The 23,477-nt window shown below is 26.5% G+C and carries 30 protein-coding genes and 1 pseudogene; 2 read left to right on the top strand and 29 right to left on the bottom strand.

All coding sequences use genetic code 11. From position 1 onward, the window contains the following. Window positions 1-29 precede the first annotated feature (29 nt). From ACYUE0_RS11625 to ACYUE0_RS11670, 10 genes are all read right to left on the bottom strand, one after another. Window positions 30-875: a sugar nucleotide-binding protein gene (locus ACYUE0_RS11625; protein WP_460270664.1), complete on the bottom strand. Its 846-nt coding sequence runs from the start codon at window positions 873-875 to the stop codon at window positions 30-32. Window positions 876-1,129: 254 nt separating this feature from the next. Further along, entirely contained in the window at window positions 1,130-1,633 is a 504-nt protein-coding gene (locus ACYUE0_RS11630; RefSeq protein ID WP_460270666.1) for a 2'-5' RNA ligase family protein, read from the bottom strand. 56 nt (window positions 1,634-1,689) lie between these two features. Further along, complete coding sequence (locus ACYUE0_RS11635) at window positions 1,690-1,998, bottom strand: hypothetical protein (RefSeq protein ID WP_460270667.1); 309 nt, start codon at window positions 1,996-1,998, stop codon at window positions 1,690-1,692. A 177-nt stretch (window positions 1,999-2,175) separates the two neighbouring features. Continuing rightward, window positions 2,176-2,820, bottom strand: a complete 645-nt coding sequence (locus ACYUE0_RS11640; protein ID WP_460270668.1) for an MBL fold metallo-hydrolase — start codon at window positions 2,818-2,820, stop codon at window positions 2,176-2,178. Window positions 2,821-2,944: 124 nt separating this feature from the next. Continuing rightward, a complete protein-coding gene (locus ACYUE0_RS11645; RefSeq protein WP_460270669.1) occupies window positions 2,945-3,508 on the bottom strand; it encodes an AAA family ATPase in 564 nt (187 codons plus the stop codon). Window positions 3,509-3,603: 95 nt separating this feature from the next. Further along, window positions 3,604-3,903 (bottom strand): DUF6506 family protein, encoded by a 300-nt coding sequence (locus ACYUE0_RS11650; RefSeq protein WP_460270672.1) that lies wholly within the window; start codon window positions 3,901-3,903, stop codon window positions 3,604-3,606. 837 nt (window positions 3,904-4,740) lie between these two features. Then, window positions 4,741-5,520, bottom strand: a complete 780-nt coding sequence (locus ACYUE0_RS11655; protein ID WP_460270678.1) for a GNAT family N-acetyltransferase — start codon at window positions 5,518-5,520, stop codon at window positions 4,741-4,743. A gap of 73 nt (window positions 5,521-5,593) precedes the next feature. Next, window positions 5,594-6,073, bottom strand: coding sequence for a GNAT family N-acetyltransferase (locus tag ACYUE0_RS11660; RefSeq protein ID WP_460270679.1), 480 nt, complete (start codon window positions 6,071-6,073; stop codon window positions 5,594-5,596). A gap of 298 nt (window positions 6,074-6,371) precedes the next feature. Then, on the bottom strand, window positions 6,372-6,668 hold the full coding sequence (locus tag ACYUE0_RS11665) for a hypothetical protein (protein ID WP_460270681.1): 297 nt from the start codon (window positions 6,666-6,668) through the stop codon (window positions 6,372-6,374). Window positions 6,669-6,897: 229 nt separating this feature from the next. Further along, on the bottom strand, window positions 6,898-7,320 hold the full coding sequence (locus tag ACYUE0_RS11670) for an OsmC family protein (RefSeq protein ID WP_460270683.1): 423 nt from the start codon (window positions 7,318-7,320) through the stop codon (window positions 6,898-6,900). 130 nt (window positions 7,321-7,450) lie between these two features. Between ACYUE0_RS11670 and ACYUE0_RS11675 the strand changes: the two genes are divergently transcribed. Beyond that, a complete protein-coding gene (locus tag ACYUE0_RS11675; protein WP_460270685.1) occupies window positions 7,451-8,353 on the top strand; it encodes a LysR family transcriptional regulator in 903 nt (300 codons plus the stop codon). Window positions 8,354-8,414: 61 nt separating this feature from the next. Here the strand turns inward: ACYUE0_RS11675 and ACYUE0_RS11680 are convergent, their stop codons facing one another. The 14 genes from ACYUE0_RS11680 to ACYUE0_RS11745 all read right to left on the bottom strand — a co-directional run bounded on the left by ACYUE0_RS11680 (window position 8,415) and on the right by ACYUE0_RS11745 (window position 18,781). Then, window positions 8,415-8,873: a hypothetical protein gene (locus ACYUE0_RS11680; RefSeq protein ID WP_460270686.1), complete on the bottom strand. Its 459-nt coding sequence runs from the start codon at window positions 8,871-8,873 to the stop codon at window positions 8,415-8,417. 232 nt (window positions 8,874-9,105) lie between these two features. After that, complete coding sequence (locus tag ACYUE0_RS11685; protein ID WP_460270687.1) at window positions 9,106-9,876, bottom strand: hypothetical protein; 771 nt, start codon at window positions 9,874-9,876, stop codon at window positions 9,106-9,108. Next, window positions 9,869-10,351 carry an RNA polymerase sigma factor gene (locus ACYUE0_RS11690; RefSeq protein WP_460270689.1) on the bottom strand — a complete coding sequence of 161 codons (483 nt, stop codon included), beginning with the start codon at window positions 10,349-10,351 and terminating at the stop codon, window positions 9,869-9,871. Before ACYUE0_RS11690 ends, ACYUE0_RS11685 begins: the two co-directional genes overlap by 8 nt. A gap of 482 nt (window positions 10,352-10,833) precedes the next feature. After that, complete coding sequence (locus tag ACYUE0_RS11695; RefSeq protein WP_460270690.1) at window positions 10,834-11,607, bottom strand: HD domain-containing protein; 774 nt, start codon at window positions 11,605-11,607, stop codon at window positions 10,834-10,836. Between the two features lie 123 nt (window positions 11,608-11,730). After that, window positions 11,731-12,024 (bottom strand): hypothetical protein, encoded by a 294-nt coding sequence (locus ACYUE0_RS11700; protein WP_460270692.1) that lies wholly within the window; start codon window positions 12,022-12,024, stop codon window positions 11,731-11,733. A 121-nt stretch (window positions 12,025-12,145) separates the two neighbouring features. Next, window positions 12,146-12,769 carry a VanZ family protein gene (locus ACYUE0_RS11705; RefSeq protein WP_460270693.1) on the bottom strand — a complete coding sequence of 208 codons (624 nt, stop codon included), beginning with the start codon at window positions 12,767-12,769 and terminating at the stop codon, window positions 12,146-12,148. A 268-nt stretch (window positions 12,770-13,037) separates the two neighbouring features. Then, on the bottom strand, window positions 13,038-13,853 hold the full coding sequence (locus ACYUE0_RS11710; RefSeq protein WP_460270694.1) for an MBL fold metallo-hydrolase: 816 nt from the start codon (window positions 13,851-13,853) through the stop codon (window positions 13,038-13,040). A 232-nt stretch (window positions 13,854-14,085) separates the two neighbouring features. Further along, entirely contained in the window at window positions 14,086-14,754 is a 669-nt protein-coding gene (locus ACYUE0_RS11715; protein WP_460270696.1) for a class I SAM-dependent methyltransferase, read from the bottom strand. Between the two features lie 299 nt (window positions 14,755-15,053). Then, the gene (locus ACYUE0_RS11720; RefSeq protein WP_460270698.1) at window positions 15,054-15,392 is read right to left on the bottom strand and encodes a hypothetical protein; all 339 of its coding nucleotides are present in this window, start codon (window positions 15,390-15,392) and stop codon (window positions 15,054-15,056) included. 211 nt (window positions 15,393-15,603) lie between these two features. Next, window positions 15,604-15,969: a hypothetical protein gene (locus tag ACYUE0_RS11725; protein WP_061995151.1), complete on the bottom strand. Its 366-nt coding sequence runs from the start codon at window positions 15,967-15,969 to the stop codon at window positions 15,604-15,606. Between the two features lie 193 nt (window positions 15,970-16,162). Continuing rightward, window positions 16,163-16,549 (bottom strand): cytidine/deoxycytidylate deaminase family protein, encoded by a 387-nt coding sequence (locus ACYUE0_RS11730; RefSeq protein WP_460270700.1) that lies wholly within the window; start codon window positions 16,547-16,549, stop codon window positions 16,163-16,165. A gap of 155 nt (window positions 16,550-16,704) precedes the next feature. Further along, window positions 16,705-16,959 (bottom strand): (2Fe-2S)-binding protein, encoded by a 255-nt coding sequence (locus ACYUE0_RS11735; protein ID WP_460270701.1) that lies wholly within the window; start codon window positions 16,957-16,959, stop codon window positions 16,705-16,707. Between the two features lie 123 nt (window positions 16,960-17,082). Continuing rightward, a complete protein-coding gene (locus ACYUE0_RS11740) occupies window positions 17,083-17,532 on the bottom strand; it encodes a GNAT family N-acetyltransferase (protein ID WP_460270702.1) in 450 nt (149 codons plus the stop codon). Window positions 17,533-17,842: 310 nt separating this feature from the next. After that, window positions 17,843-18,781, bottom strand: coding sequence for a prolyl oligopeptidase family serine peptidase (locus ACYUE0_RS11745; RefSeq protein WP_460270703.1), 939 nt, complete (start codon window positions 18,779-18,781; stop codon window positions 17,843-17,845). A 395-nt stretch (window positions 18,782-19,176) separates the two neighbouring features. Here ACYUE0_RS11745 and ACYUE0_RS11750 point away from each other — a divergent pair. Then, window positions 19,177-19,798 (top strand): annotated as a pseudogene (locus ACYUE0_RS11750) (GyrI-like domain-containing protein). Between the two features lie 152 nt (window positions 19,799-19,950). Here the strand turns inward: ACYUE0_RS11750 and ACYUE0_RS11755 are convergent. The 5 genes from ACYUE0_RS11755 to ACYUE0_RS11775 form a co-directional block, all read right to left on the bottom strand. Beyond that, window positions 19,951-20,343 (bottom strand): GNAT family N-acetyltransferase, encoded by a 393-nt coding sequence (locus ACYUE0_RS11755; RefSeq protein WP_460270704.1) that lies wholly within the window; start codon window positions 20,341-20,343, stop codon window positions 19,951-19,953. Window positions 20,344-20,700: 357 nt separating this feature from the next. Further along, window positions 20,701-21,249, bottom strand: coding sequence for a GNAT family N-acetyltransferase (locus tag ACYUE0_RS11760; protein ID WP_460270705.1), 549 nt, complete (start codon window positions 21,247-21,249; stop codon window positions 20,701-20,703). 294 nt (window positions 21,250-21,543) lie between these two features. Next, complete coding sequence (locus tag ACYUE0_RS11765; protein WP_061996897.1) at window positions 21,544-21,957, bottom strand: RidA family protein; 414 nt, start codon at window positions 21,955-21,957, stop codon at window positions 21,544-21,546. A gap of 177 nt (window positions 21,958-22,134) precedes the next feature. Beyond that, complete coding sequence (locus ACYUE0_RS11770) at window positions 22,135-22,404, bottom strand: CD3324 family protein (RefSeq protein WP_061996896.1); 270 nt, start codon at window positions 22,402-22,404, stop codon at window positions 22,135-22,137. Between the two features lie 499 nt (window positions 22,405-22,903). After that, entirely contained in the window at window positions 22,904-23,380 is a 477-nt protein-coding gene (locus ACYUE0_RS11775; protein WP_460270706.1) for an NUDIX hydrolase, read from the bottom strand. Between the last annotated feature and the right edge of the window lie 97 nt (window positions 23,381-23,477).

Consider the following 23,477-nt stretch of genomic DNA (forward strand, 5'->3'; position numbering starts at 1 on the left):
TAATTTTATTTATAAAAGATGTTTTTCATTTAAATATTACTAAAGATATCTCCTAATAACTCTCTTGCCATAGATGTATCGATGGAAAGATCTAAAGTCCCATCATCTTTAATAATCTCTTCATGTGTAAGCATATTACTTTTAATTAAATTAACGTTTAAATTCAATTTCTTAGCTATTTTAATGTAAAAATTATAGTAACTTTCTTTTAAAATTGGCCCTAAATGTATAATTCCTTTGTAATCTAGTTCTATTAGTTTTTTTATTGCCTTTGCCAATTCATCAACATTTACAAAAGTATTATATAAATTTTTTGTTCTTATAATTTCTTTGCTACTTTCTAATTGCTCAATTAATGATGAAATTCTTTTATCCCATCTTCCCTCTGTGTACTTTCCATAAATTGCACCTGGTCGTACAATAATATGATTACTATGCCTTTTTACAAGTTTTTCTCCATCAATTTTTGCATTAACATACTCGGCTAATGACTTATTACTATTTCTATATTTAGGCATATCTGTTTCCTTATAATAACCATTGCCACCTCTGAAAATGGCGTTAGTTGATATAAATATTAATTTTTGTTCTGGTGATAAATTTTTCAAAACATTATTTAACCCAATTTCAATTAAATATTTTTCACTTTTATTATTTTTCATATCACTAATTAAGCTCCACAAAATAACATGAGGATTAAATTTATTAATAAGAGTTTTAACCTCATGCTCATTTGTTATATCAAGTTTTATTAAATCATAATTATTAGTAGAATTATTACAAGTTCCTAATACATTAAAATCTTTGTTAGATTTCATTAATTTAAAAATATTACCACCTAGAAAACCACTTGCCCCTAATATTAAAATTTTCATAACATAATTCCTCATTCCCAATTAATATCTAAAATTACATGAATAAGTTAAATACAAAACTCATCTTTATTTTATATTTAACTCTTCTTTTTTACCTTTTTGAAACATAGTATATAACATTTATAACTTTTGATAACATAAATGTTTTTTACCTAATAAGAATAACCTTATTTCCATTTTTAAGGTATTGATTATATAATTAAACAAAAAAATACTGTAACTTTTTTTTAAATAATAAAGTATTTCCATAAGTCTTATTTTATTATTTTTATAATCTTAAAAGTACCTGGTTTTCCATCTTCGGAAACACCAATTGCATAACTATTAATTACCAACTTATCATTAAATTCTTCTTCATTAAGTAAATTAAACATCTCTGTTAATTTTTCCTCATTCTTATCTAAATACAATGTTGAATGAAATTTAAAATCCTTGTCAAATTCATGCTGATAAATATTTAAGTTATATAGCAAAGCTTCATCAAGATTATCATGTATACTTTTTAACTTTTCATTTTCCTTAATAGTTAACCAAATAATCGATGGAATTCTATTAATTCCTATTATATCAACTGCTAGTGGCCCCATTCCACTTAGCGTATTTTCTATTATTTTAATTGCATTTAAATATTCTTTACACTGGAATGAAATCTTCAATGAAATATGTTGAGGTAAAGAAAATGTAACATCATCTAATCCTATATTGCAATTATAGATATTACATCTATCTCTAACTTTTTTTTCGTATTCTTTTGGCAATAATGCACCTACCCAAATAAATATATTTATTTCCCCCTTAAATTGCTAATTATACATTAGTCAATTAATTTTTCTTCTCTCATTTTGCTTAATGATTCATCTATTGACCTTTCTAATTCTTCTTGTGCTGAATAATATACTACTATCTGTATTAATGCAACAATTGCCTGTCTTATCTCTCCTGTCAAGGTTTCCTTATTTGGTTCACCATATTTTAATTTTTTTATACCACTATTTTCAAAATGATTAACCTCACTTGCAACCTCACCACACTCTTCCAACAGACGCGTAACCATTTGAAATGGCTCTATTCCTTTAGGAAATCTTTTAAGAGAACCTTCAACCATCTTGTATAACTTCTCCATTTTTTCCTCCAAAATTATATATTTCTATACGAAAAAATAACTTTTCCTCTATACAACCTATATAAATCTAAAAATTCAGTTTATTTCATTCATTATATTTGCTTATATATTAATTCTTATCTTGTTTAAATTATTTATCCAAACTATGAAATTTTGTAATCAAATTGTTATAGTATCTTAAAGTATATTTAATATTTTTTCAATCACTTGCTTTTTTAAAGTTGTATTATGACCAGAAACACAAATATCAAAATCCATTTCTTTATACTTTAAAAGTGTATTAATATATACATCTTTTTCACAATCCAAAATTGGAATAATTTCATCAATTGAATCTCCAATATTATCTCCTACATTTATTGTCTTTTCTACTTCATCAAAAACACTTATAGAATCAATTGTATGTCCTGGAGTATGCACTATTCTTATTTTATCTTCTGGAAAATATAATTCTTTTTCAAATGTCAAATTTGGAAGGCACATTACTACTTCACCAGCAATGTATTTTTTATTCTTACTCATCATATATTCCCAATCTAATTCTATCATTTTTCTACATGATTTATGAGATATTATCGTACAATCTCTTAGTGAACTATTTCCCCAAATATGATCCCAATGATAATGTGTATTTATAACAATTATTGGTTTATTATCATGTTTTATATATTCTTTAATAGGTTCAATACTTAAAGATCCTAGACCTGTATCTATAATATAATTATATTTATTTCCTGTAATAAGTTGAAGATTTAAATCCCATCCTAAAGGAACACTGTGTGTAAACAAAATACTTCTGTTTTTTATTTTATTAATTTTCATAATCTCAACCTCACCTTAATATATTTTTTATTTGCTGTTAATTTATAACTCTATAAGATGTGTATTTTTTATATCCTTATTGTTATATATTAATGTGATATTGAATCAAATAACTTCTAAAACCTTATCTTATATTTATATCAACTACTTGAAAAATTTCTTGAAAATCAACCTCTGCAAAATTAGTTGTATCTATATCTAAGTTAATGCTATTTTCAATATCTAACTTGAAATTTCTATTAATTATTTTATTTTTAAAATCATCTATTCCATTTATACCTCTTATATGTCCTGGATGTCTATTTCCTGATAAATTGCGATTTATAAATCTTTCATATAAAATTTCACAATTAGCATAACAATATAATTGTACTACTTTATACATATATTTTGATTTTATAGAATTGAAAATGTTACTAGCATATTTATTATCAAAATTCCCTTCAACAATAAACACTTTACCTGTTTCTCCTAACTTTTCAGCAAAAAAATATGTTAATTCAAAGCTAGCAATACCTAATTCTGTCGTCCATTTTGAATCTTTCACTTCTAAACTTTTAAATAATAACTCTTTAATTTCATCTTTATTTATTTTAGGCAAACCATATTTTTTAGCTAATTTATTACTTAAAGTTGTTTTTCCTGTTGCAGGTGCGCCTGTAATTATAATCATTACATTCACTGTCATAAATATCCCTTAACCCTTCATTTAATATATTTTAAAATTGACTACGTTTTAAAATATTATTGAAATTATATTAAATTAAAAAAACTATTTTAATTTTATTCTCCAAAAAACTTCTCAAATAAATTATCTTGCTCAGACTTATGCGTAATATAACCAATAGCTATTTTATTATTTGTAAGTTTTATCATCTTTTCAACTTTTTCCTCTCCAAAGGCACCGCATAATTCAATTGCTCCAACTCCTTCTTTTTCTAAAAGAATAAGCTTATCACATGCCTCTTTAAAATTTCTAACAGTAAAAATATAAGTGATTTGTTTTTCAGTCTCAAAACAAGCTTTATGTTCTGTTGGATTATAGTGGCCTCCCATAAGTAAAAATGCAAATTTTTTCTTCATATTAAATTACCCCCATTTTTATAATTATTTTTTATTGTATTAAACTAATTAATTTACATTTTGTAACCAAAAACATTCTTATAATATAAATTCCATTGGTGTAAATATATAGGGAAACAAGCTCGCATTTAAATTTATTCAATAGATTTAAAATATTTTTATACAAAATGTAGTGTTGAATTTGAAGTGTTTCCGAGCATGTCTCACTATTTTGGGTATCCAAGTTTTGGAACGAGTAATTTTAAAAGTCAACTTGGAACCCTATAATTCCTTGAAAATTTTGTTACTTGCCTAAATCTTTGAACCCTATTGCATGATAAACTTGTTTCTTTCTTATAGGGTTCCAAACTGAATTTTTGATTTATTCGCTTACCTAAGATATTTTTTAATGGTACATAGAACTTTAAGTTAGTTATGATTTTTAGTTGTGACTTAGAAATTCTTATAAGATTTTTTTACATTTTTAGGATCGAAACCCAAGGACGGGTTTCGCGACTGCCTAGACAGGACGTCGATTCAGCCGTTTAGTCCTAAAAATTTTAAAAAAGATTATTAGAATTTCTCGAAATAACTAACTGAATGACGGTTTAAAGTTATATTTACCATTTTTTCTAACAATAAATTCCATACATAATTTTATCTATCAACTTGGAACCCTATAGTTCTGCAATCATATAATTGAACAAATTTGTCGCAATACCATTTCTATGAAATTCTTTATTTTCTACTCTTCTAATTAAATAGTTCATTTTTTCACTGTCAACTCCCTATAAAAATAATAAAAATATAATATTAATCAGTTTTTTAATCTATTAACTTTTTACTATAGCTCAATTCTTAATACAGCTTAAGAAACAAATCTATTCTTTCGCCCATTTTGCTAAAACCAATTTTTTTGTACATTTCTTTTGCAGTATCCTCCTCATCAGTAATAAGATATATAGTATGACATTTTTCTTTTATAGCTGTATTAATTAAGCTCTTTAAAATTGTTGTTCCATATCCCTTACGTTGATATCTAGGAATAACAGCAAAATCTTCAATTTTTGCAATTCCTTTATATATGAATAAATCGCAATTACCTACTACTTGTCCATTATGATAACAAAGATAAGAATTAACTCCTTTATCAGAAATGTATACTTTTCCACGTCTATAACTTCTCCTTGTACAAAAGTCTTTTCCAAGTGTTTTCTCATCATGTTGTAAATCACAATACAAAATATCATTTACCATTTTTTCATTACTAACTTTTTTTACTATACAATCTGGTATAGCTTGCAATTTTGAAAAATATTCAGTATCAAAAGTATAATACCCATTTATAGATATTTCTGAATTATACTTTAAACTAGAAATCAGCGAACTACTAATATTATAATTTGAAAGAATATTACAATAATTTTCCTCTTCACATAATCTTAGTGAAATTTCATTTTTTATGATATTTCTTAGTTCATTTTCGCTCATTGAATTTTTTATATAAGTGTAATTATGATAATACATATCCTTTAACTCATTATCACGAAATCTAATTATATTTTTATCTTCATAAGAGTCTGAGAAACATTTTATATATTCAGTTTCGCACTCTACAATTTTTTCATCTATAAACATAATATTCCCCCATACAATTTAATAAACTTAATCTATTTCACTGCCCATACAAATTGAACTGTAAAATTTATTTTTAATTAAATTCCTCAAAACCAAACTTTTTATACAAATTATAAGCAGGCTTATTATTGCTATGAACATCTAAAGTAATACAATTTATATTATTTGCATACATATCATTTATACATGTAGCTAGTAAAATAGAACCTACTCCCCTATTACGATAATTTGGTGTTATATGCAGTGAATAAACATATAATTCTTTTTCTCCTTGTGGTAAACCTATCAATAACCCAACTACTTTATCATTATCATATGCTAACTTAATATATCTTTTAGAAAAGTCTCCTAATCTTCCACTAAAAAGTTTTTCAATAAATTTATCAGGTTTCTTTCCCCTAACATCAGGGTCTAATATTCCTACTGTAAATTCTACTAAATATTTATTTAAACTTTCTTTTAATTCATCTCCATATAAATCTAAATTTTCAACTTCAAATTTAGAAGAATTCCATATGTGTCCATTTAGGGTTTTTTTAAGTTTAATCTTCATATTTATTACTCCTCTATAAATTTTCTGATTAGATTAAATTTTAAGAAAATTATATCATATTTTTGTAAATCCACCTAATATTGTATAATTTATACACCTAAAATTATTGAAAATAATATAACAATGGTGCTGTCTCAAAATAATTATGCTGTAAAAGACATTTATTAATATTTGTGAATTCAAAAGATGTTAAGAAAATTACATGTAAAAAAGAAAGCTATCGCTCCTCTAACCTCTAGTTAGTTTTGCAACAGCCCCATATATAATCATTTAAATTTTTAAGTTATATTTACCTAGATTAAAATAATCCAGAAGTTATTATTAATATAGTAAAAATTATTAAGCAAATCATAGATATATTCGCTGCAACTTTTGCATAACGATGTTTTTTATATTTATATCCAATAAGAATTGCTAATCCAAATAAAGCTAATCCTATTAGAGCGTCTGGAAACCTTATCCCAAAGAAATTCATTATATATCGTCCTATGGATTTATCCCCTATACAGCTAAATTGAAATATTATTGCTAATATAACAATAGGTGCTGCTAAACTACCTGGCCCTAACTCTTTAACACTAACATCTTTTCCCATATATTTCCCCCTTTTATTATGTTAATAATATATAAACCCCTCCATAATTATAACATAATTTCAATAATGTCCCTTTAAAGATTTATTTATTGTCTTAATTACATATATAATAAATTCAATTATAATATAAAAATACCGTAGTATTTATCTCTAAATAATACGGTCTCTTATAAATTGTTCGCTTTTTAATTGCCATGTTAAGTAAAAATGTTCTTAACTAAAAGTAACACTACTCTTCAATAAGATTAAAATCCCAAGTTATATTAGATTTATAAGTATTAGCAACTCCACTTTCCACATTAAATGCAATTTCAAGTATATCTTTTATCATCTCTGGTGTCATACCCTTTCCTTTTATATTATATAAAAGGTTAATTTTTTCTATAGGCTTTGGAGCCTCTGTTCCTCTTTCTCCATTAACGATTACTTCATACTCTGAAATCTGTGCACCTTTAGCTTGTAACATTGCAACTGTATCTACACTCGTACATGCTGCAACTGCATGAAGAAGTATTTCAATTGGTTTTGGTCCTAGAACTTTTCCATTATTCATTTCCTTTGGCCCTGCCATTATAAACTTTGCTCCTTCTGGAGTTGTACCTTCAAATACCACTCCTTCTCCAAGCCATTTTACTACTGCATTTAGTTTCATATTTAACTCCCCCTACATTTTATAATATGTTATGCCTTTGATAAGATAATAACTCATAGCAATCAAAAATAAAAATTGATATAATAAATGATAGTCATATAAAAAATTTATGGATAGAAAGGATATTACTATGGAACTTCGCCAACTTAATACATTTATTACTGTAGCGGATCTAAATAACTTCACTCGAGCAGCAGATGTACTTGGATATACCCAACCTACTGTTACCTCTCAAATACAATTACTTGAAAGTGAACTAGGTGTTCGTTTATTTGAACGTATTAAAAAAAATATTTCTCTCACTTATGAAGGAAAAAAATTTCTTGTTTACGCAAAAGAAATAGTTGCTATGTGTGAAGAAGCTAAAAACACAGTAAAAAAACAACCAATTCCAAAAGGTGTAGTAACAATAGGTGCATTAGAATCATTATGCACAACCCGTTTACATATCCTTCTTAAAGATTTTCATGAAAAGTTTCCTGATATTGAAATTATATTAAAAACTATTAAATCTACAGAATATGAGGAGCTTTTACTAGATAATCAAATTGATGTAGCCTTTTGTCTAGATCGCATAATAAAAACTTCAGATTTTATTGTTGACCTTGCCATACCTGAGTCTTTAGCACTACTGACAAGTCCAAATCATCCTCTTACAAAACTCTTTAAAGTGTATCCTAAAGACATTGCTGATCATCTTTTTATCTTAGCTGAAGAAGAGTGTAGCTATCGAAGAACTATCTTAGCCATGCTCAATAATCTTAATTTAAAACCTAAATCAATTATGGAAATTGGTAGCATTCAAGCAATGAAACAGCTTGCGATCAGTGGCTTGGGCATAATACTTTTACCTAAAATTACAGTTAAAGAAGAACTATTTAAAGGTGAACTTATTGAATTAAACTGGCATGGTCCTGATTTTGAATTTTTTACACAGGTAATCTACCATGAAGACAAATGGATATCTCCTGCTCTGCAAACTCTATTAAACATGACTAAGTCAGCTCTTCCATTGCAGTACTGTAATGATTAATATAAAGAAAAGATTGCATTTTATAGTGCAATCTTTTCTTTATACTATGTTAATTATATATTTATTTCTTTTTAAATTGTTCTTGTTCTTTAAGATAAGCTTTTATTTCATAATTATTTAACTTACGAATTTGAGCATTGGAATTTTCCATGTATTCTTTGGATATATAAATAGGAGTATTATCATTACATACTTTGTCCCTGTTTTTTAATAAATATTTTTCTAAATCTTTCTTAGTATGGAATATTTTATAAAAAACCCTATTATTTTTTCCTATAATTTCATATATTCCACAGACATCTTTACAAATTACTTCAGCTGTTTTCAAATATAGTTTAGCAATTTCTAATGTTTTAAATGGAAAACTCCATCTATAGACATCTCTTTTATCATCTTTATGAATACATATGTATCTTCCACATGTTGAACATATATATTGAGTATGATTTTCCAAACAATGCTGTGGTTTTAAAAGTGGTGTTACCCTTGAATTATTACTATAGCATTCTTTACATGTCATATTTCACCCCTACCTTTCTATAATATTTTAACATTATTAATTAATAATAACATATTTTTATAATGCATAACTATTTGTTTTATTAGCATATGCTTACTTAAATTAATCATATAACTTATTTTTACTTCTACTATCTTCATATAAAAAAGAAGCTATAATGATATTTAAATTCATTATAGCTTCTACTTTATACATAAAATTTAGCTACTTTTCAAAATTTATAAATGGTTTCCTATTTTGCATCTATAATCTCGTGAGCCATTTCAACTAATTCATCTTGTGATATATCACAGTCCATTGCTAAGAAAGAATAATAAATACCATCTTGTTTCCACTCTAAATATTGAACCTCAGAAATCTCTTCCTTATCAGAACCATAACTAAATACATATTTACCAGATTTCTCATCTTGTTTATCTTGTTCTGTCATTTTATAATCTTCTGGAACAAACTTATTAGTATATGAATTATAATATATATTTATATTATTATAATTATCAACAGCAGTTTTATCATCTAAAGCTTTTCCTAATATTACATTTTGCATAGAAAGACTTAATTTATTATTATCTTTTTCATAATCAAAATCAAGCGATTTACTTTTCGCCACAGAGTTACCTTTTATGTCTAAGCCTTCATCAGTTTTAGTATACCCATTTTTAAATGTATATCCATTACTAAATTCATTAACTAACTTAGGATTAAAACCAAGATCATTTTGTATTTTTTCTTCTGTCGGCATAGTAGTATAAGTTGGTATATTACTTCCATGTGAAGTTATAGAAAATATTTTTCCTCCTGCAAATACAGTTGTTCCTATTATCATAGCAGCTGCTAATGCAACTACTGTCCTTCTTTTAAATGATGGCTTTTTATATAATGTTTTAACTTTCATTTCATCAATCTCCTCTTCATCGCATAAACTATTTAATGTTGTATTTATCTTACTTTTAAAACTTTTTGGTGTACTTGGAAAGGCATCCTTCCAATTATAATTATTCATAGATTTCCTCCATATACTCTAATTTTATTTTTAATAATTTACGCCCTTTTGCTAATCTACTTTTTACAGTTCCTTCAGGTATCTTCAAAATTTTCTTAATTTCTTTTATAGAATATCCTTCTACATAATAAAGAACAATTGTAATACGAATACGCTCTGGCAAATTCTGAATGGCTAAGTATAATTCACTATAATCTTTCTTATCATCAATCTGATCAAATTCAAAATACTCTTCATAAGATACTGTTGAACATTGCTTACGTTTTAAACTATAACATTCATTTATAAGTATCTTAACTAGCCATGTTTTAAAATATTGTTCTTCTTTTAGTTTATTTAACTTATTATAAGCTTTTAAAATTGCTCCTTGAACTGCATCCTCACAATCTTGGTCATGAATCAAAATTGATTTAGATACATGATATAAAGTAGACTCAGCCTCAAGAACTCTATCTATAAATTCCTGTTTATTCAATTGACTTCCTACCTTTCCTCGCAAATTGTAGCGCTACTTTTTTGCTTTACACTAATTAGACGTATATATGTGCTAAAAGGTTCACTTATTTTTTGTAAATATGTAAAATATTTAATTTTCTATACTTCTATTTTAACTTTTTCCTTTATATTTTTATCTTATAATTAAAAGAAAACAAAAAAACACCGTTATTAAAAATTAAATTTTACGGTGTTTTTAAAAATTATTATATATATTTAATTGATATTCCTAAGACCAACAAGCATAGTATAGGGATAGGGCTTATTATTTCACATAAAAAAGGTACTATTACACTCTGAATAACTAATAAAATAATATAATAACATTGATAATTGTAAGTGTATAGTTAACAAACATGCACTCATTACTAAAACTAAATAATGTAATGTATAAAATTCAAATGTATTTCTCATATTTATCTGTACATAATTTTATTAACTATTAATAAGTATAATATTCATTTACATAGAATTTAATTTACATTTTATATAATTATTACAGTGTGAAAATATTCTATCAATCTCAATATCCTCTGGCAAATCTTTAAATATCCTTGAAAGATATCTTTCTGATTCAAATATTTCATATGATTGATTGTAACACAAATCAAATATCAAACCTAAAATGGCTAACTTTCTATCATATTTATATTTAATATTTTTGAAATCCACTTGTCTACTTTCCATAATATCTCTAATAATTTCTTCTGAATACTCTTTTTCACAAGATAATTCTTCTAAATCATATCTTCTATCTTCATTTTTATCTGTCTCTAAATAAAAAGCATCTAATTTATCAGCATCTCTAATTAATCTACTAAAGAATTTTATATCCTCCGATTCACTTTTAGGTATATAGAAGCAATTATGATAATCAATTGATTTTAGAACTATATCTTTCTCATCTTCTTTTAAATTCTTTAATACATCACACTCTATTAAAACATTTATACTTATTTTTCCATGGCTACCTGTTATAGCTTCAGAAAATGTACCATAATCATAATATTGTTTAAACCTACCGACATCATGAAACAATCCAATTATTTCACATAATTTAAGATTATTTTTATCTAAATTTAGTTTTTTACCAATTTTCAAAATATTATCTCTAACTCTATAAGTATGCTCTCTTTTTAATTCATAGTTAATTACTACCTTTGAATCTTTACAACTTAAATATTGACTTAAATAATTTTCAAACCATATATAATAAAATTCCATTTCACTATTCATTAATAGACCTCCAATTTAAATAGATACATTTTCCTTATCATATTTATATTTCATTATTTAATTAAAAAAATATTTTCGTCATATTTCAAAAAAATTATAACTTAATATTAAATTATATTATGTTTAAAATTTCATAACGCAAATAATTGTTATTATCCATGAAAATATCAACACTGCAGTAATAATTGCTTGTATTTTTTCTGCTCTAGTCAAATCTTTAATATATGTAGATCTTTCCTTTGGTGGTAAAGCTGTGAATAAATTAGTTATAATGATAATCGCCAAAACAAAACTTATTATCATAAATGAAATTTTATAATAATTTATAGGAATTATATTAACTAAACAAAAAATATTTAATATTGTTCCTATAGATAACGCTATTGCAAAAATATAACGTTGCATTTTAATAGTCATATTTCACACCTCCATATATTATATATTTTTCATAAAAATATTTTAAAGTTATTGAATAAATTTAAACTGGAGCTTGTTTCCCTATAATTAAGCCAATTTTAATTGAATTTTATCTAATCCTTTAAAATCCATAAAGTAACTTTGCAAACCCAAATTCATTAAATAAAAGAAAACGTCCCATAAAAATTACAGCTATATATATGATAGGCTCCCATTTAAAGTAATTAAATGATTCATTTTTACTTTTTATTATACGAACAGATATTTTATATATACCATATCCAATTAGTCCACCTATAGTATTCAATATTAAATCATCAACATCAGTACTTCTATTATTTAATAATTGAGTAATTTCTATAAACATTGAAAATGAAAATGCTGATATAAAAATATAAACTACTTTATCATATTTTCTCCATAAAAAAGGAATCAAAATTCCAAACGGTATAAAAAGTAATATGTTTTGCAAATATCCAACTATATCAATTTCATTAGAAAATGGTATAAAGTTTATGTTTGGCCTTCTTTCAAAGTGATGATAAACTATATCATATAAAGTTCCTGTTCCTGTAAAATAAAATACTGAAATTATATAAATTGCAAAAGCAATAGTAATTCCATAATAAATTTTTGATGTTACTATACCCTTACGTTTATTCATATTATTGAATATGAATAATATCACAATAAATGGAACAAACCCTGTTAAAAACTCATATCCAATAAAAAGCAAGTTATCCATAATATTCACCTCCAAATTATGAATTATATATCTATATATAATTTTCACCTAAGATTATCTTATTGTTACAAATAAATCATAACATATTTTGTAAATATATCAGTTTTCAAAATTCAAAAATATATTCTATTTTTACTTTATTTTATATTTAAATTGCCATGTAAAAACACCGTAGAATTCATTTGAATAATACGGTATTTTAATATATTGTTTATATTTACTTTTTAAGTTCATTAACAAATTGAGATTTGTGAATTTCGTGTTATGATTATAATTTTTCAAGCATATCATAACTCAATGTACGAAATACCTGACAATAATTTTGAAATCCATCCTGCCCAATAATATAAATATTGGGCATATAGTCCATTCTTCCTTTTGAATACATAATACGTTCCAATCCATTGTCTACAGCTGTATGATTGCTTAAAGCCACATCAACTTTTTTAATCATTGCTTCACTGATAAAGTAATCCAATGACTTGAGATATTGTTTTACTTCATTTTTTGTCAATGGTGGCGTCGTACCTCCCCATAAAGCTGCCATATATGTCTCTCCATTTTCCTTTACAGGGAATATGTAGCTTAAACCTCCAGGAGTATGACCAGGAGTATTGTAAACATATATTGTTTTATCACCTAATGTTATGATATCACCATCCTGAACATAAACATCAATTTTGTAATCTTTCCACGTTTCCGGCCTATCAGGCTTTGTTGGATGTTCTCTCCAAAAAATATCATCTGCTTTAGAAAGATATGTATAAGCATGATATTTTTCAACAAGCCATCTCCCACATCCTGTATGATCAACATGACCATGTGTCAAAACCAGTTTTTTTATTGTATCAGGATTCCACCCTACATCTTTAATCGCATCTATTATTGCTTTAAAAGCTTTTTCTGATGGCCAAATAGCATCTATTATTATCAACCCATCACTTGTATTTAATACAAAACAATTTGTTTGTTTTTGTGCGACAATTAGTAAATCATCAAAAATCTTAGCATGGATAAAAAATGACATATCCTCCATTGCTTTAATTGTTTCTTTTGTAATAACTGGTTTATTTAATCTATTCATTTAGTATACACTCCTCTGTACAATATTAATTTTATAGTTGCACAGAGGATAAGCGATTCTTTGGATGCATACATAAAAATATCTCCATGAATTCACCTTCTTTACTTGACTTTATTTTATTATCATGAATCAATTATAACATATTTTGTAAATACCGCATTATTCAATTTTCAAAGAACAAATTTTAATACTCATTTCGTCTTTTAATCATAAAATAGATTAACTTAACACTTTATTCTGCTCCTTTTCTACAAACGCAATGAAGTATAGGACCATCCTCTTCTTTATAAACTATACCTCTTTTACACTCTATAATTGAAAATCCTACCTTTTGAGCCAAATCTATAATTTCATTAGTGGTGAAGGCTTCCCAATAGCAATCTGTATTTGCATAGGGGAAAAACTTATTTTCATTAAGATATTGTGGACATTTTGCTTTTAAAAATTCTTTATCATGTCCAGAAAAACTAAGTATTCCATTACTTTTCAAAACCCTACTGCATTCTTTTAAAATATGTATTTTATTGTCCTCATCATAAAGAAGACCGAAAGTCTGTGACCATATTATTACAACATCAAAAGTATTACTTTCAAATGGTAAGTCTAATCCATTGGTCAACAAAAATTCAATATCTCGTTTACTTTCTAAAGCAATTTTTTTTGCAGGTTCTATAACCTTTTCAGAAATATCGATAGCCGTAATTCTAAATCCCCTATCATACAAACAAAATGCTTCTCTACCCATTCCACAACCTATATCAAGAATTTGTGATTTAATGGGGAAATGAGAAACTACTTCGGTTTCCCAAATTTTCAATTTCTTATTAGTATAATCTTCCATATCCCTTATTGCAGGTTCCTTAGAGTATAATTTTTTTACAATTTCTATACTGCTCCTCATATACATCCCCCAATGATATTCATAAATTTTGCTTCATAGTTAATTATAATTTTGTCTTAACTCACAAGAAAAGTTTATCATATTTACCATCTTATTGCATTGATTTCCTATACCTTTGAGGTAGTTTTATTTTTCATTCCATATTATTTAATTTTTAAAGAACATTTTACTTAACACTTTATAAAATTCTTGCATTAAAAAATACCGTATATTCATTTCTAAATAATACAGTATTTTAATATATTCTTTTATATTTATTTTTAAGCTCCTTAACAAATTGAATTTTTGCTACTATAGTCTTACTTTTTTTCTACTAGTAAGCAATTCTTTGGTCCAATATAACCAATAGTAAAAACAAGCATAACCATAATTACTCCAAACGTTACAATTGAGATTACAGGTTTAATAAACCAAGACAGCAAAAATCCACATATACCCACTGCTGACATTATAGCAAGCATTTTTTTTAAACGATATATGGCTATTCGAGGATCATATTTTTTCTGTTCCTCCACATCCATTTGTGAATACCACTTTATCCACTTAGAGGATTTTTCAACATTCACTATTGAAAAAACTATATATATTGCCAAAAAAGCAAAAGTAATTAAAATAATACCTCTCTGAAATTTATCCATCTTTTTCACCCCTCAGTTTTAGATTTAGTGTATTTTATATATATTCATACATCTCACAACTGTACTTATTTTGCATTAATCATATTATATTCGTTCAGCTTTATATGCTTTTTTATTTTTGTAACTTACTCTGACATTTCTAATATTAATGATTTTATTCTATACTATCCAACTTATAGTCATACTCATACTTTTACTATAAATTTAAAAACTAATCTCTTTCTTTAATTTCATTTGTTATAAATGCTTTTGAAATATACATAGCATTTATTATATTATTAAAACGCTTATAGTTAGAAGTACCCTCATCAAATTTCATCTGTGCTTTTTCACATTTACTGATAACTGAAGACACTGGACGTAATGCTTCTATTAATTCTTCTTTTGTATATTTTTCTATAACATTTTCATCTGATATTAATGATTTTGAAATATACATGGCTTTTATCCTATTCTTAAGAAGTGTATGTTGAGATGTTCCCTTCTCAAATTTTGGTTGTATTTTTTCACACCTACTAATAGTTGATGATACAACTCTTAGTGCTTCCTTCAATTCTTCTTTTGTATATTGATTCATAACATTTCACCTCAAATTCATAACTTATATAAACTGTATTATAATAGAATTTCTCGCAATAGAAAATAGCATCTTGAAAATTTTATTTAATGTATAACTTATAAGAACAATTTTACTACCCTAAATCAATTACAGCATATGTTATAAATTTAAAATCCTTTAATTTTTATTTTCCCTTCTACTAAATAAAATATTAATATGCCGAATATGGTAATAATTCTTTTATAGATACCTTTTCTATGCCATTTGAGGTTTGCAACAAAACTTTAATATCAGAAGCATATTGCATAAGTAGTTGCCTACAATTTCCACAAGGAGGAATTAAATTATTATTTTTCTTTGGAGACCTTACTGCAACAATAGTATCAAAGTCCCTTTCTCCTGATGTAATTGCCGAACCAATTGCTATATATTCAGCACATGAACCATGAATTGCGTATACATTTACTCCAACATATATATTGCCATTCTTGCAACGTAACGCCGCACCTACTGTATGGTTTTCATTAACTTCATCAAAATTCTTATTAATAACTTTTTTTGCTTCCTCTATTAATTCTAAATCTTTGCTATCAATCATACTTTAATAATCCCCTTTCATTGATTTATAACATTTACACTTTATTTAAATTGAGACATAAAAAACACCGTAAAACTCAGATTTGAATAATACGATATTTTATTAAATTATTCATTTTTCAGTTGTAATGTTAAATATTAATAAAATTAATCTTATTATTTAAATTTATGTTTATTAAATATATAAACTATATCAGAATAACAACAAGTTCCTTTAGGATTATTAACTGCACAATTACTATTTTTCATTGCTCCTGTCTTTTTAATAACTGCTTCAACATTTTCAGCACCCATTTTAATGGCATTAACAATATCCTCTTCAGTTACATGATTACAATAACAAACGTATTCGCCAATAATAATTTCTTTATTATTATTAGAAGTGCAACAGCAACATTTTTCTTCTTTCATACATAAAACCTCCGACATAAAGAACATTATTTTATAATACTTAACGATTTTGCTTCAATTATTAGTAATTGTATCATATAATTACAGCTAATCTTAACAAATTGAAACTTATCAAATCCATATTTATAGTCTATATTCCATTTTTCTATCTAAATCTTTAAAACCTAATGATTTATACAAAGAATATCCTTCATCTGTATAATCTAAAACAATTTTTGAAATCCCTTTTAATTTTGCTTCACCTATCAATAATTTTATCAGATTTGCTGAATGTCCCTGTCTTCTATACGCTTGCTTAGTATATACATTAAGTAACTCTCCCGTTTTTCCATTATAATTAGAAGGAAGTGGTATCGTTTCAAAGATACATAACATACATGATGAAACTATTTTTTTATTATCTACAGCAACATATATTATCAAATTATCACTATTTATATGCTTTTTAATATATTGAATAGTCTTTTCTCTAAATAAATCTACGTTTTCAATATTTCTTATTGAAGTAACAAATTCAATTCTATTTTCAACAAAGGCGTCAATATCACTTGATTCAAGTTTTTTATATTCCATGATTCCCTCCAAATTTTATATTGAAATAATTTAATCCTTTATCATTTATAGCAATTAACTGTTGTACATGCATGTCTTATAAAGTAATTTTTACTTAAAATTAATTTATTATCATAAATTATAGCATATTTTGTAAATATGTCAGTGTTCAAATTTCAAAATATATTTTTAGTTCATCTTATTTTTGAATTGTGACATAAAAATACCGCAAATTCATTTTTGAATAATGCGATACTTTTATATACTATTTTATCTTTTTAAGTTCATTAACAAATTGAAATTTATCACGCTTTCTTAACAAGGCATCTGATTACAGACTTCCATCTATCTCTACACAATATTTCGTATTTGAATCAAGCCACCCTATAATAAAATCGAATCTTTCTTTCGTCAATTCATGACCACCTGGATATCTCTTGTGATGCAGGTTTTGTAAGGCATCAAGTTCTAAATAGGTTGGGCTGGCTTTTTCAACGATATATGAAGCATCTCTTGAATATTTATCATCTTCAGCAGAAACAATAAGCAGTTGCCTTGGCGCAATACAAGATACCAAATCATATATATCGTATTTGCCATGGAAATTTGGAATTACACTCGCCATTTCAATCCCCACACTGTTTATCATGCGATTTTGATAAGTACAAGCACTACCGCTTGCACAACTAAAAGCTATTCGTTCATCTAACGCAGAAAGAAATAAAACCGTATTCCCCCCATATGAATGTCCCAGTGTGCCAATTTTTTTATTATCAACATAAGTAAGATTAGAAAGCAATGTTACCCCATTAATGGCATCATATAGTACTTTTTTCATCAAATAATCGCCTTTTATTATACGATAGCACATTTCGTTAAAATGCTGCCAAAAGTCAAAACCCTCCACATGAGGATTTTGGCGTCTTTCCTCAAAGCATATTGAGTCAGGAGCTAACACAACAAATCCCCTTTTCGCCAATTCAGGGCCAAAAGCTTGCAAAGGATTTCCACCCAAACCGCATACTTCACTTTTTCCTAAATGATGTTCTCTGTTATGTTGGTGATTGATAAGAATAGCTGGATTTTTATCAAGTATTTCTGGTTGTAACAAAAAAGCAATAACTTTGTCTCCATAAGAATCATACTCAATTAATTGTCTTGTATATCCTTCTTCCTTTGTAGATTCCAGTATTCTATACTCAACATTAGATATAGTATTAGGAACTATAATTCCGATTGCTTCTGCTATCTCATTTCTTAAATCTACCATCTGTAATTATCCCTCCAAATTCCTATTTATCTGCATGTATCAGACAAATAATTTTTACTTCACTTTATCTTATTATTATGAATTTATTATAGCCTATTTTGTAAATACCTCATTATTCAATTTTCAAACAACATATATTCTTTAATCCGTCTTTTAATCAAAATATAAATTATTTCACGCTTCCTAACTTTTTTCTATTCTTGCATCTTTTATTATATATAAATTTTTTATATATTTTTGTAAATTCTTTTTCATATGAATCAAAAGTTTCTTTTAACACACAACTGTCTTTATTTAACTAAGATTCAAAATAAGTTTTATTGTAATATGACATCATGATGTCATATTAAGTGTGATATATTTTATTTACAAATTAAATAGAAGGTAGAAAATTTATGAAATTTAAATGGAGAAGGCAAGAAAAAAATTTATATTTGCCAAAAGAGAAACCAGATTTAATAACAGTACCACAACAAAGTTTTTTTATGATAAGCGAAAAAGGAAATCCAAATGATGAAGAGTTCTCTGAAAAAATAGGTGTATTATATTCTTTAGCCTATGCTGTTAGAATGATGCCAAAACAAGGATTCACACCAGATGGTTATTTTGAATATACTGTTTATCCACTTGAAGGAATATGGAATTTAACAGAAGAAGGAAAACAATCTAATACATTAAATAAGGATGAATTGTTGTATACCATAATGATTAGACAGCCTAATTTTGTAACGCAAGAAGTGGTTAATAAAGCCTTTGAAAACCTTAAGGAAAAAAACACATCCTTTATTAGATGATGTAACTTTTGAAACTATGGAAGATGGATTGTCTGTTCAAATGATGCATATTGGTTCGTATGATGATGAACCACAAAGTTTCGAACAAATGAAAAAATTTATAAAAGAAAATAATCTTTAAATAACAACTCTAAAACATAGAGAAATTTATATTTCAGATGCACGAAAAACTGAAAAATCAAAATTAAAAACAGTTTTAAGATACATGGTTTGTTGCCGATAATATTTATAAAGATTACTAACTGATAACTACTTCATAAAATATTTATATTGCCATACAAAAACACCGCAAAATTGAATAATGCGGTGTTTCAGTAAAATATTCAGTTTTTCTACTTCTTCATTTAATTTAGAAAATATTTATTATAAATCACTTTACCACTTAAATAACGAAATAAATCCTTTGTTACTTCTCGATAATCCAAACTTTGAATAAAATTTTTCCTCTGAAGGTTTTGTTAAAAGCACAGGACTTAAATTATTTTTTTCAAGAAACTCCATTAAATTCCCCATTATTTTAGTGCCAATTCCTTTGCCCTGATAATCTTTATGAACAAGCAATCTTAGTATATATGCATGTTTAATGCCATCAGAAAGTATCTGTACAAATCCTATAAGTCTATTTGAATCATTTCTTACAGTAATCCATCCCCATGACAACTTTAATGATTCATCTAACTTTTGTGCCGAACTCAATCCCCAGCCCATTGTCTTTAATAAATTATTTAGTTCGTTTACATCAATTTTAGCGTTTCTTTCTATTCTCATAGATCTCACCCCATCCATAGTTTATATCATATAAATAAAGCAATTGTAGCATTAATCACATGGAGATTATACCATAAATCCCATGTAATTCCCAACCGTATTTTAACACCTCATTATTCAATTTTCAAAGGTCATCTATCTATCTAGATTTATTGATTACTTTACATAATAAAAATATAAATTATCAAACATTAATTTGAACATGTTTAATGCCAAATCGCATGCTCCGCTAGTTGTACTTCGCACTTTCATAATTTATTTGAATTGCGACATAAAAAATACCGCGAATTCATTTTTGAATAATGCGATACTTTTATATACTATTTTATCTTTTTAAGTTCATTAACAAATTGAAATTTATTGGTTTATATTATAATTCCTAAGTTTCTCACAGATTGTTTCATTTAATTCTTTTAAATCTATGCTAAAAATATCTACTGGTAGTTTTCCCTCCATCTGATATTCTGTATTAAATACACTAAATCCTAAGTGCCTGTAAAATTTATTTGAAGGAGCATTATGGAAATTGTAAACAACCATTCTCCCACAGGATTGCGATAGAAATACCTCTGCTATTTTCTGCATCAATATAAGTGAAATGCCTCTGCCACGTTGTTTAGGATATACCCATAGTCCATTCAACTCCATTCCCTCTTCTGGAGCATCTTTTGACTCTATAAAGCTACCAAACGCAACTCCAAGCATCTTCTCTTTCTTAAAGGCACCTACTAGCACCCTAACATCATTCCATTTATCAGCTTTCATCATCCAATCATCCCAAAATTTATATTCCTCGTTGATATCTAACTTATTATTAGATAAAGCTGCTAATTCTTCTGGCCAACACAGTGCCTTAAGTTTCATAGCTTCCATCATATCTTCCTGCTTTAATTCTCTTATTTCCATTATTTGCAACCCCCTAATTAACTTTGAGATAAATTACTATTTATCTATATGTTTTATACAAATAATTTTTACTTAAGTTTAATATTACAAATCAATTGTATCATACTCTGTAAACGCCATATTATTCAATTTTCAAAAACATATTTCGATTTTAATTCGTATTTTAATCAAATTACGACGTAAAAACACTGTAAAATTTAAATTTCAATAATACAGTGTTTTAATAAATCGTTCGTCTTTTTAGTTGTTACGTTAAATAAGAATGGTGCGAATTAGTTCAACTTTATACTTCAATCATTTTGTATTATTTTCTACTGCTGCTACTGCTTCAATTTCTACCAATTGATTTGTATATCCTAATACTGTAACTCCAGATAAGGTGCTTGGAACATCATGATTACCAAACTCTTTTCTTATTGCTTCCCATGCAGTTACCAAATCTGACTGATTTTGAGATGCTACAAGAACTCTGGTATATACAACGTCTTTCAAAGTGGCCCCACCGTCCCTCAGTGCTTCCTTCAAATTCTCTACACAAAGTTTTGCCTGAAGCTCATAATCACTCAAATTGGGTACTTCTCCATCTCTATTAATGGGACATGCCCCTGCTAAAAATAATAAGTCCATTCCTGAAGGTATGCGTCCAACATAAGCATAATCTACTAGAGCTAAATTTGTAGAATGAATTAATGATATTTTTTTATTCATTTTGACTCTCTCCTTTTGTTCTAATATCTAGGACAAGAATTACAAATCCATTTTTTAAATGAATTTTATGTTCAATATCATTTTAAAGCTTCTATATTTTTTAAGAAAGATAATAATCACTTCTATATCATCTTTTACACAAAAGCTACCACACATTACAAGAGTGGTAGCTTTAGCTTACTTATCCTTTTTATATACAATTTTCTTAATACTACTATCTGAAAGGAAGAATTCCTCAGCCAGATTGCTAATTGATTGCCCACCTATATATTGGTTTAATATCTTTGCATTTCTAGCTTTTATATAATCTCGACTTTTAGATTTTTCACCCCATCTTTTTCTCTTTTCAGGAAGGGAAGGGATGTATATATATTCACCTTGAATATACTTTTGAATTTCTTTAACTAAATTATCTGGTAATATTCTATCAATTCTTACATATTTCATAAAGCTCACTCCCTTAAATTTATTATTTAATTAAGGAAACAAAGCCTGTATATGTATGAATTTATTTATGAAAAGCGACTAAATATCTATCTCTGTGCAAATTGTCGCCCAAACTCATACCTACAGACTTTGCACAGAGTATTTTAAGCATTTTTCTATCCATGAGATTAATATTCATGATATCACACTCCCTATTTGTATTAAATCAATTATATTCTTTATTAAGACCATACACAATTTTTTACTACTTTAACTTAATTAATGGTAATTATATCATATTTACACTATCTTATATGGTTATTTTTGTAACAAAAGTAAAATATCTTGCCTTTTTAACACTTCATTATTCAAATTTCAAAGAGCATCCTTCGTATTTTCATTTTCAATGGTTCTGTCGCACTTTAATCAAATTACAACGCAAAAACACCCCAAAATTCAATTTGTGAATAATGCGGTGTTTGTAACAAATATTTTAAGTTTATTCTTGTAACATGCAATGTTATTCCTTTGAAACAATATGTTCAATACTGGTCATATTCCCTAATAATTTTATTTTAAAAAACTCAGGAAACAGGTGATATTGCTCTAAATCTTCAATCGGAAGCCAATACAAATGTTCTTTTTCACCTTGTCCTCCATAGCTTTTACAAACAAAATCCATATTAGTGTTTTCTTTCATCAAATAGAAAAAGGCAATTTCATGATAACGTTCCTTAGTCATTTCTTCATGAAAAAAGTGTTCATGAACAAAGACCAGCCTATCAATTTCAAATTTAATACCAGTTTCCTCAAATGTCTCACGAACAACAGCTTCTTCAGATGTTTCATTTAATTTTACTCTTCCACCAACTGAATAATAATAAGGCGCATTATCATTTTTAACCATAAGTATTTTTTTATCTCTTATTATAATTGCGCCAACCCTGTAATTGAATATTCCTTCACTAGTTTTAAATGTTAAATCTTGCTCTTCCATACTCCCCCCCTATTTATTATATGGATTGTTTTCTTTTCACAAATTACTCATATCACGAAACAACAATATAAAAAATCCATTTCAAAATAATGTTACA

The organism is Clostridium sp. CTA-19, from assembly GCF_054767855.1.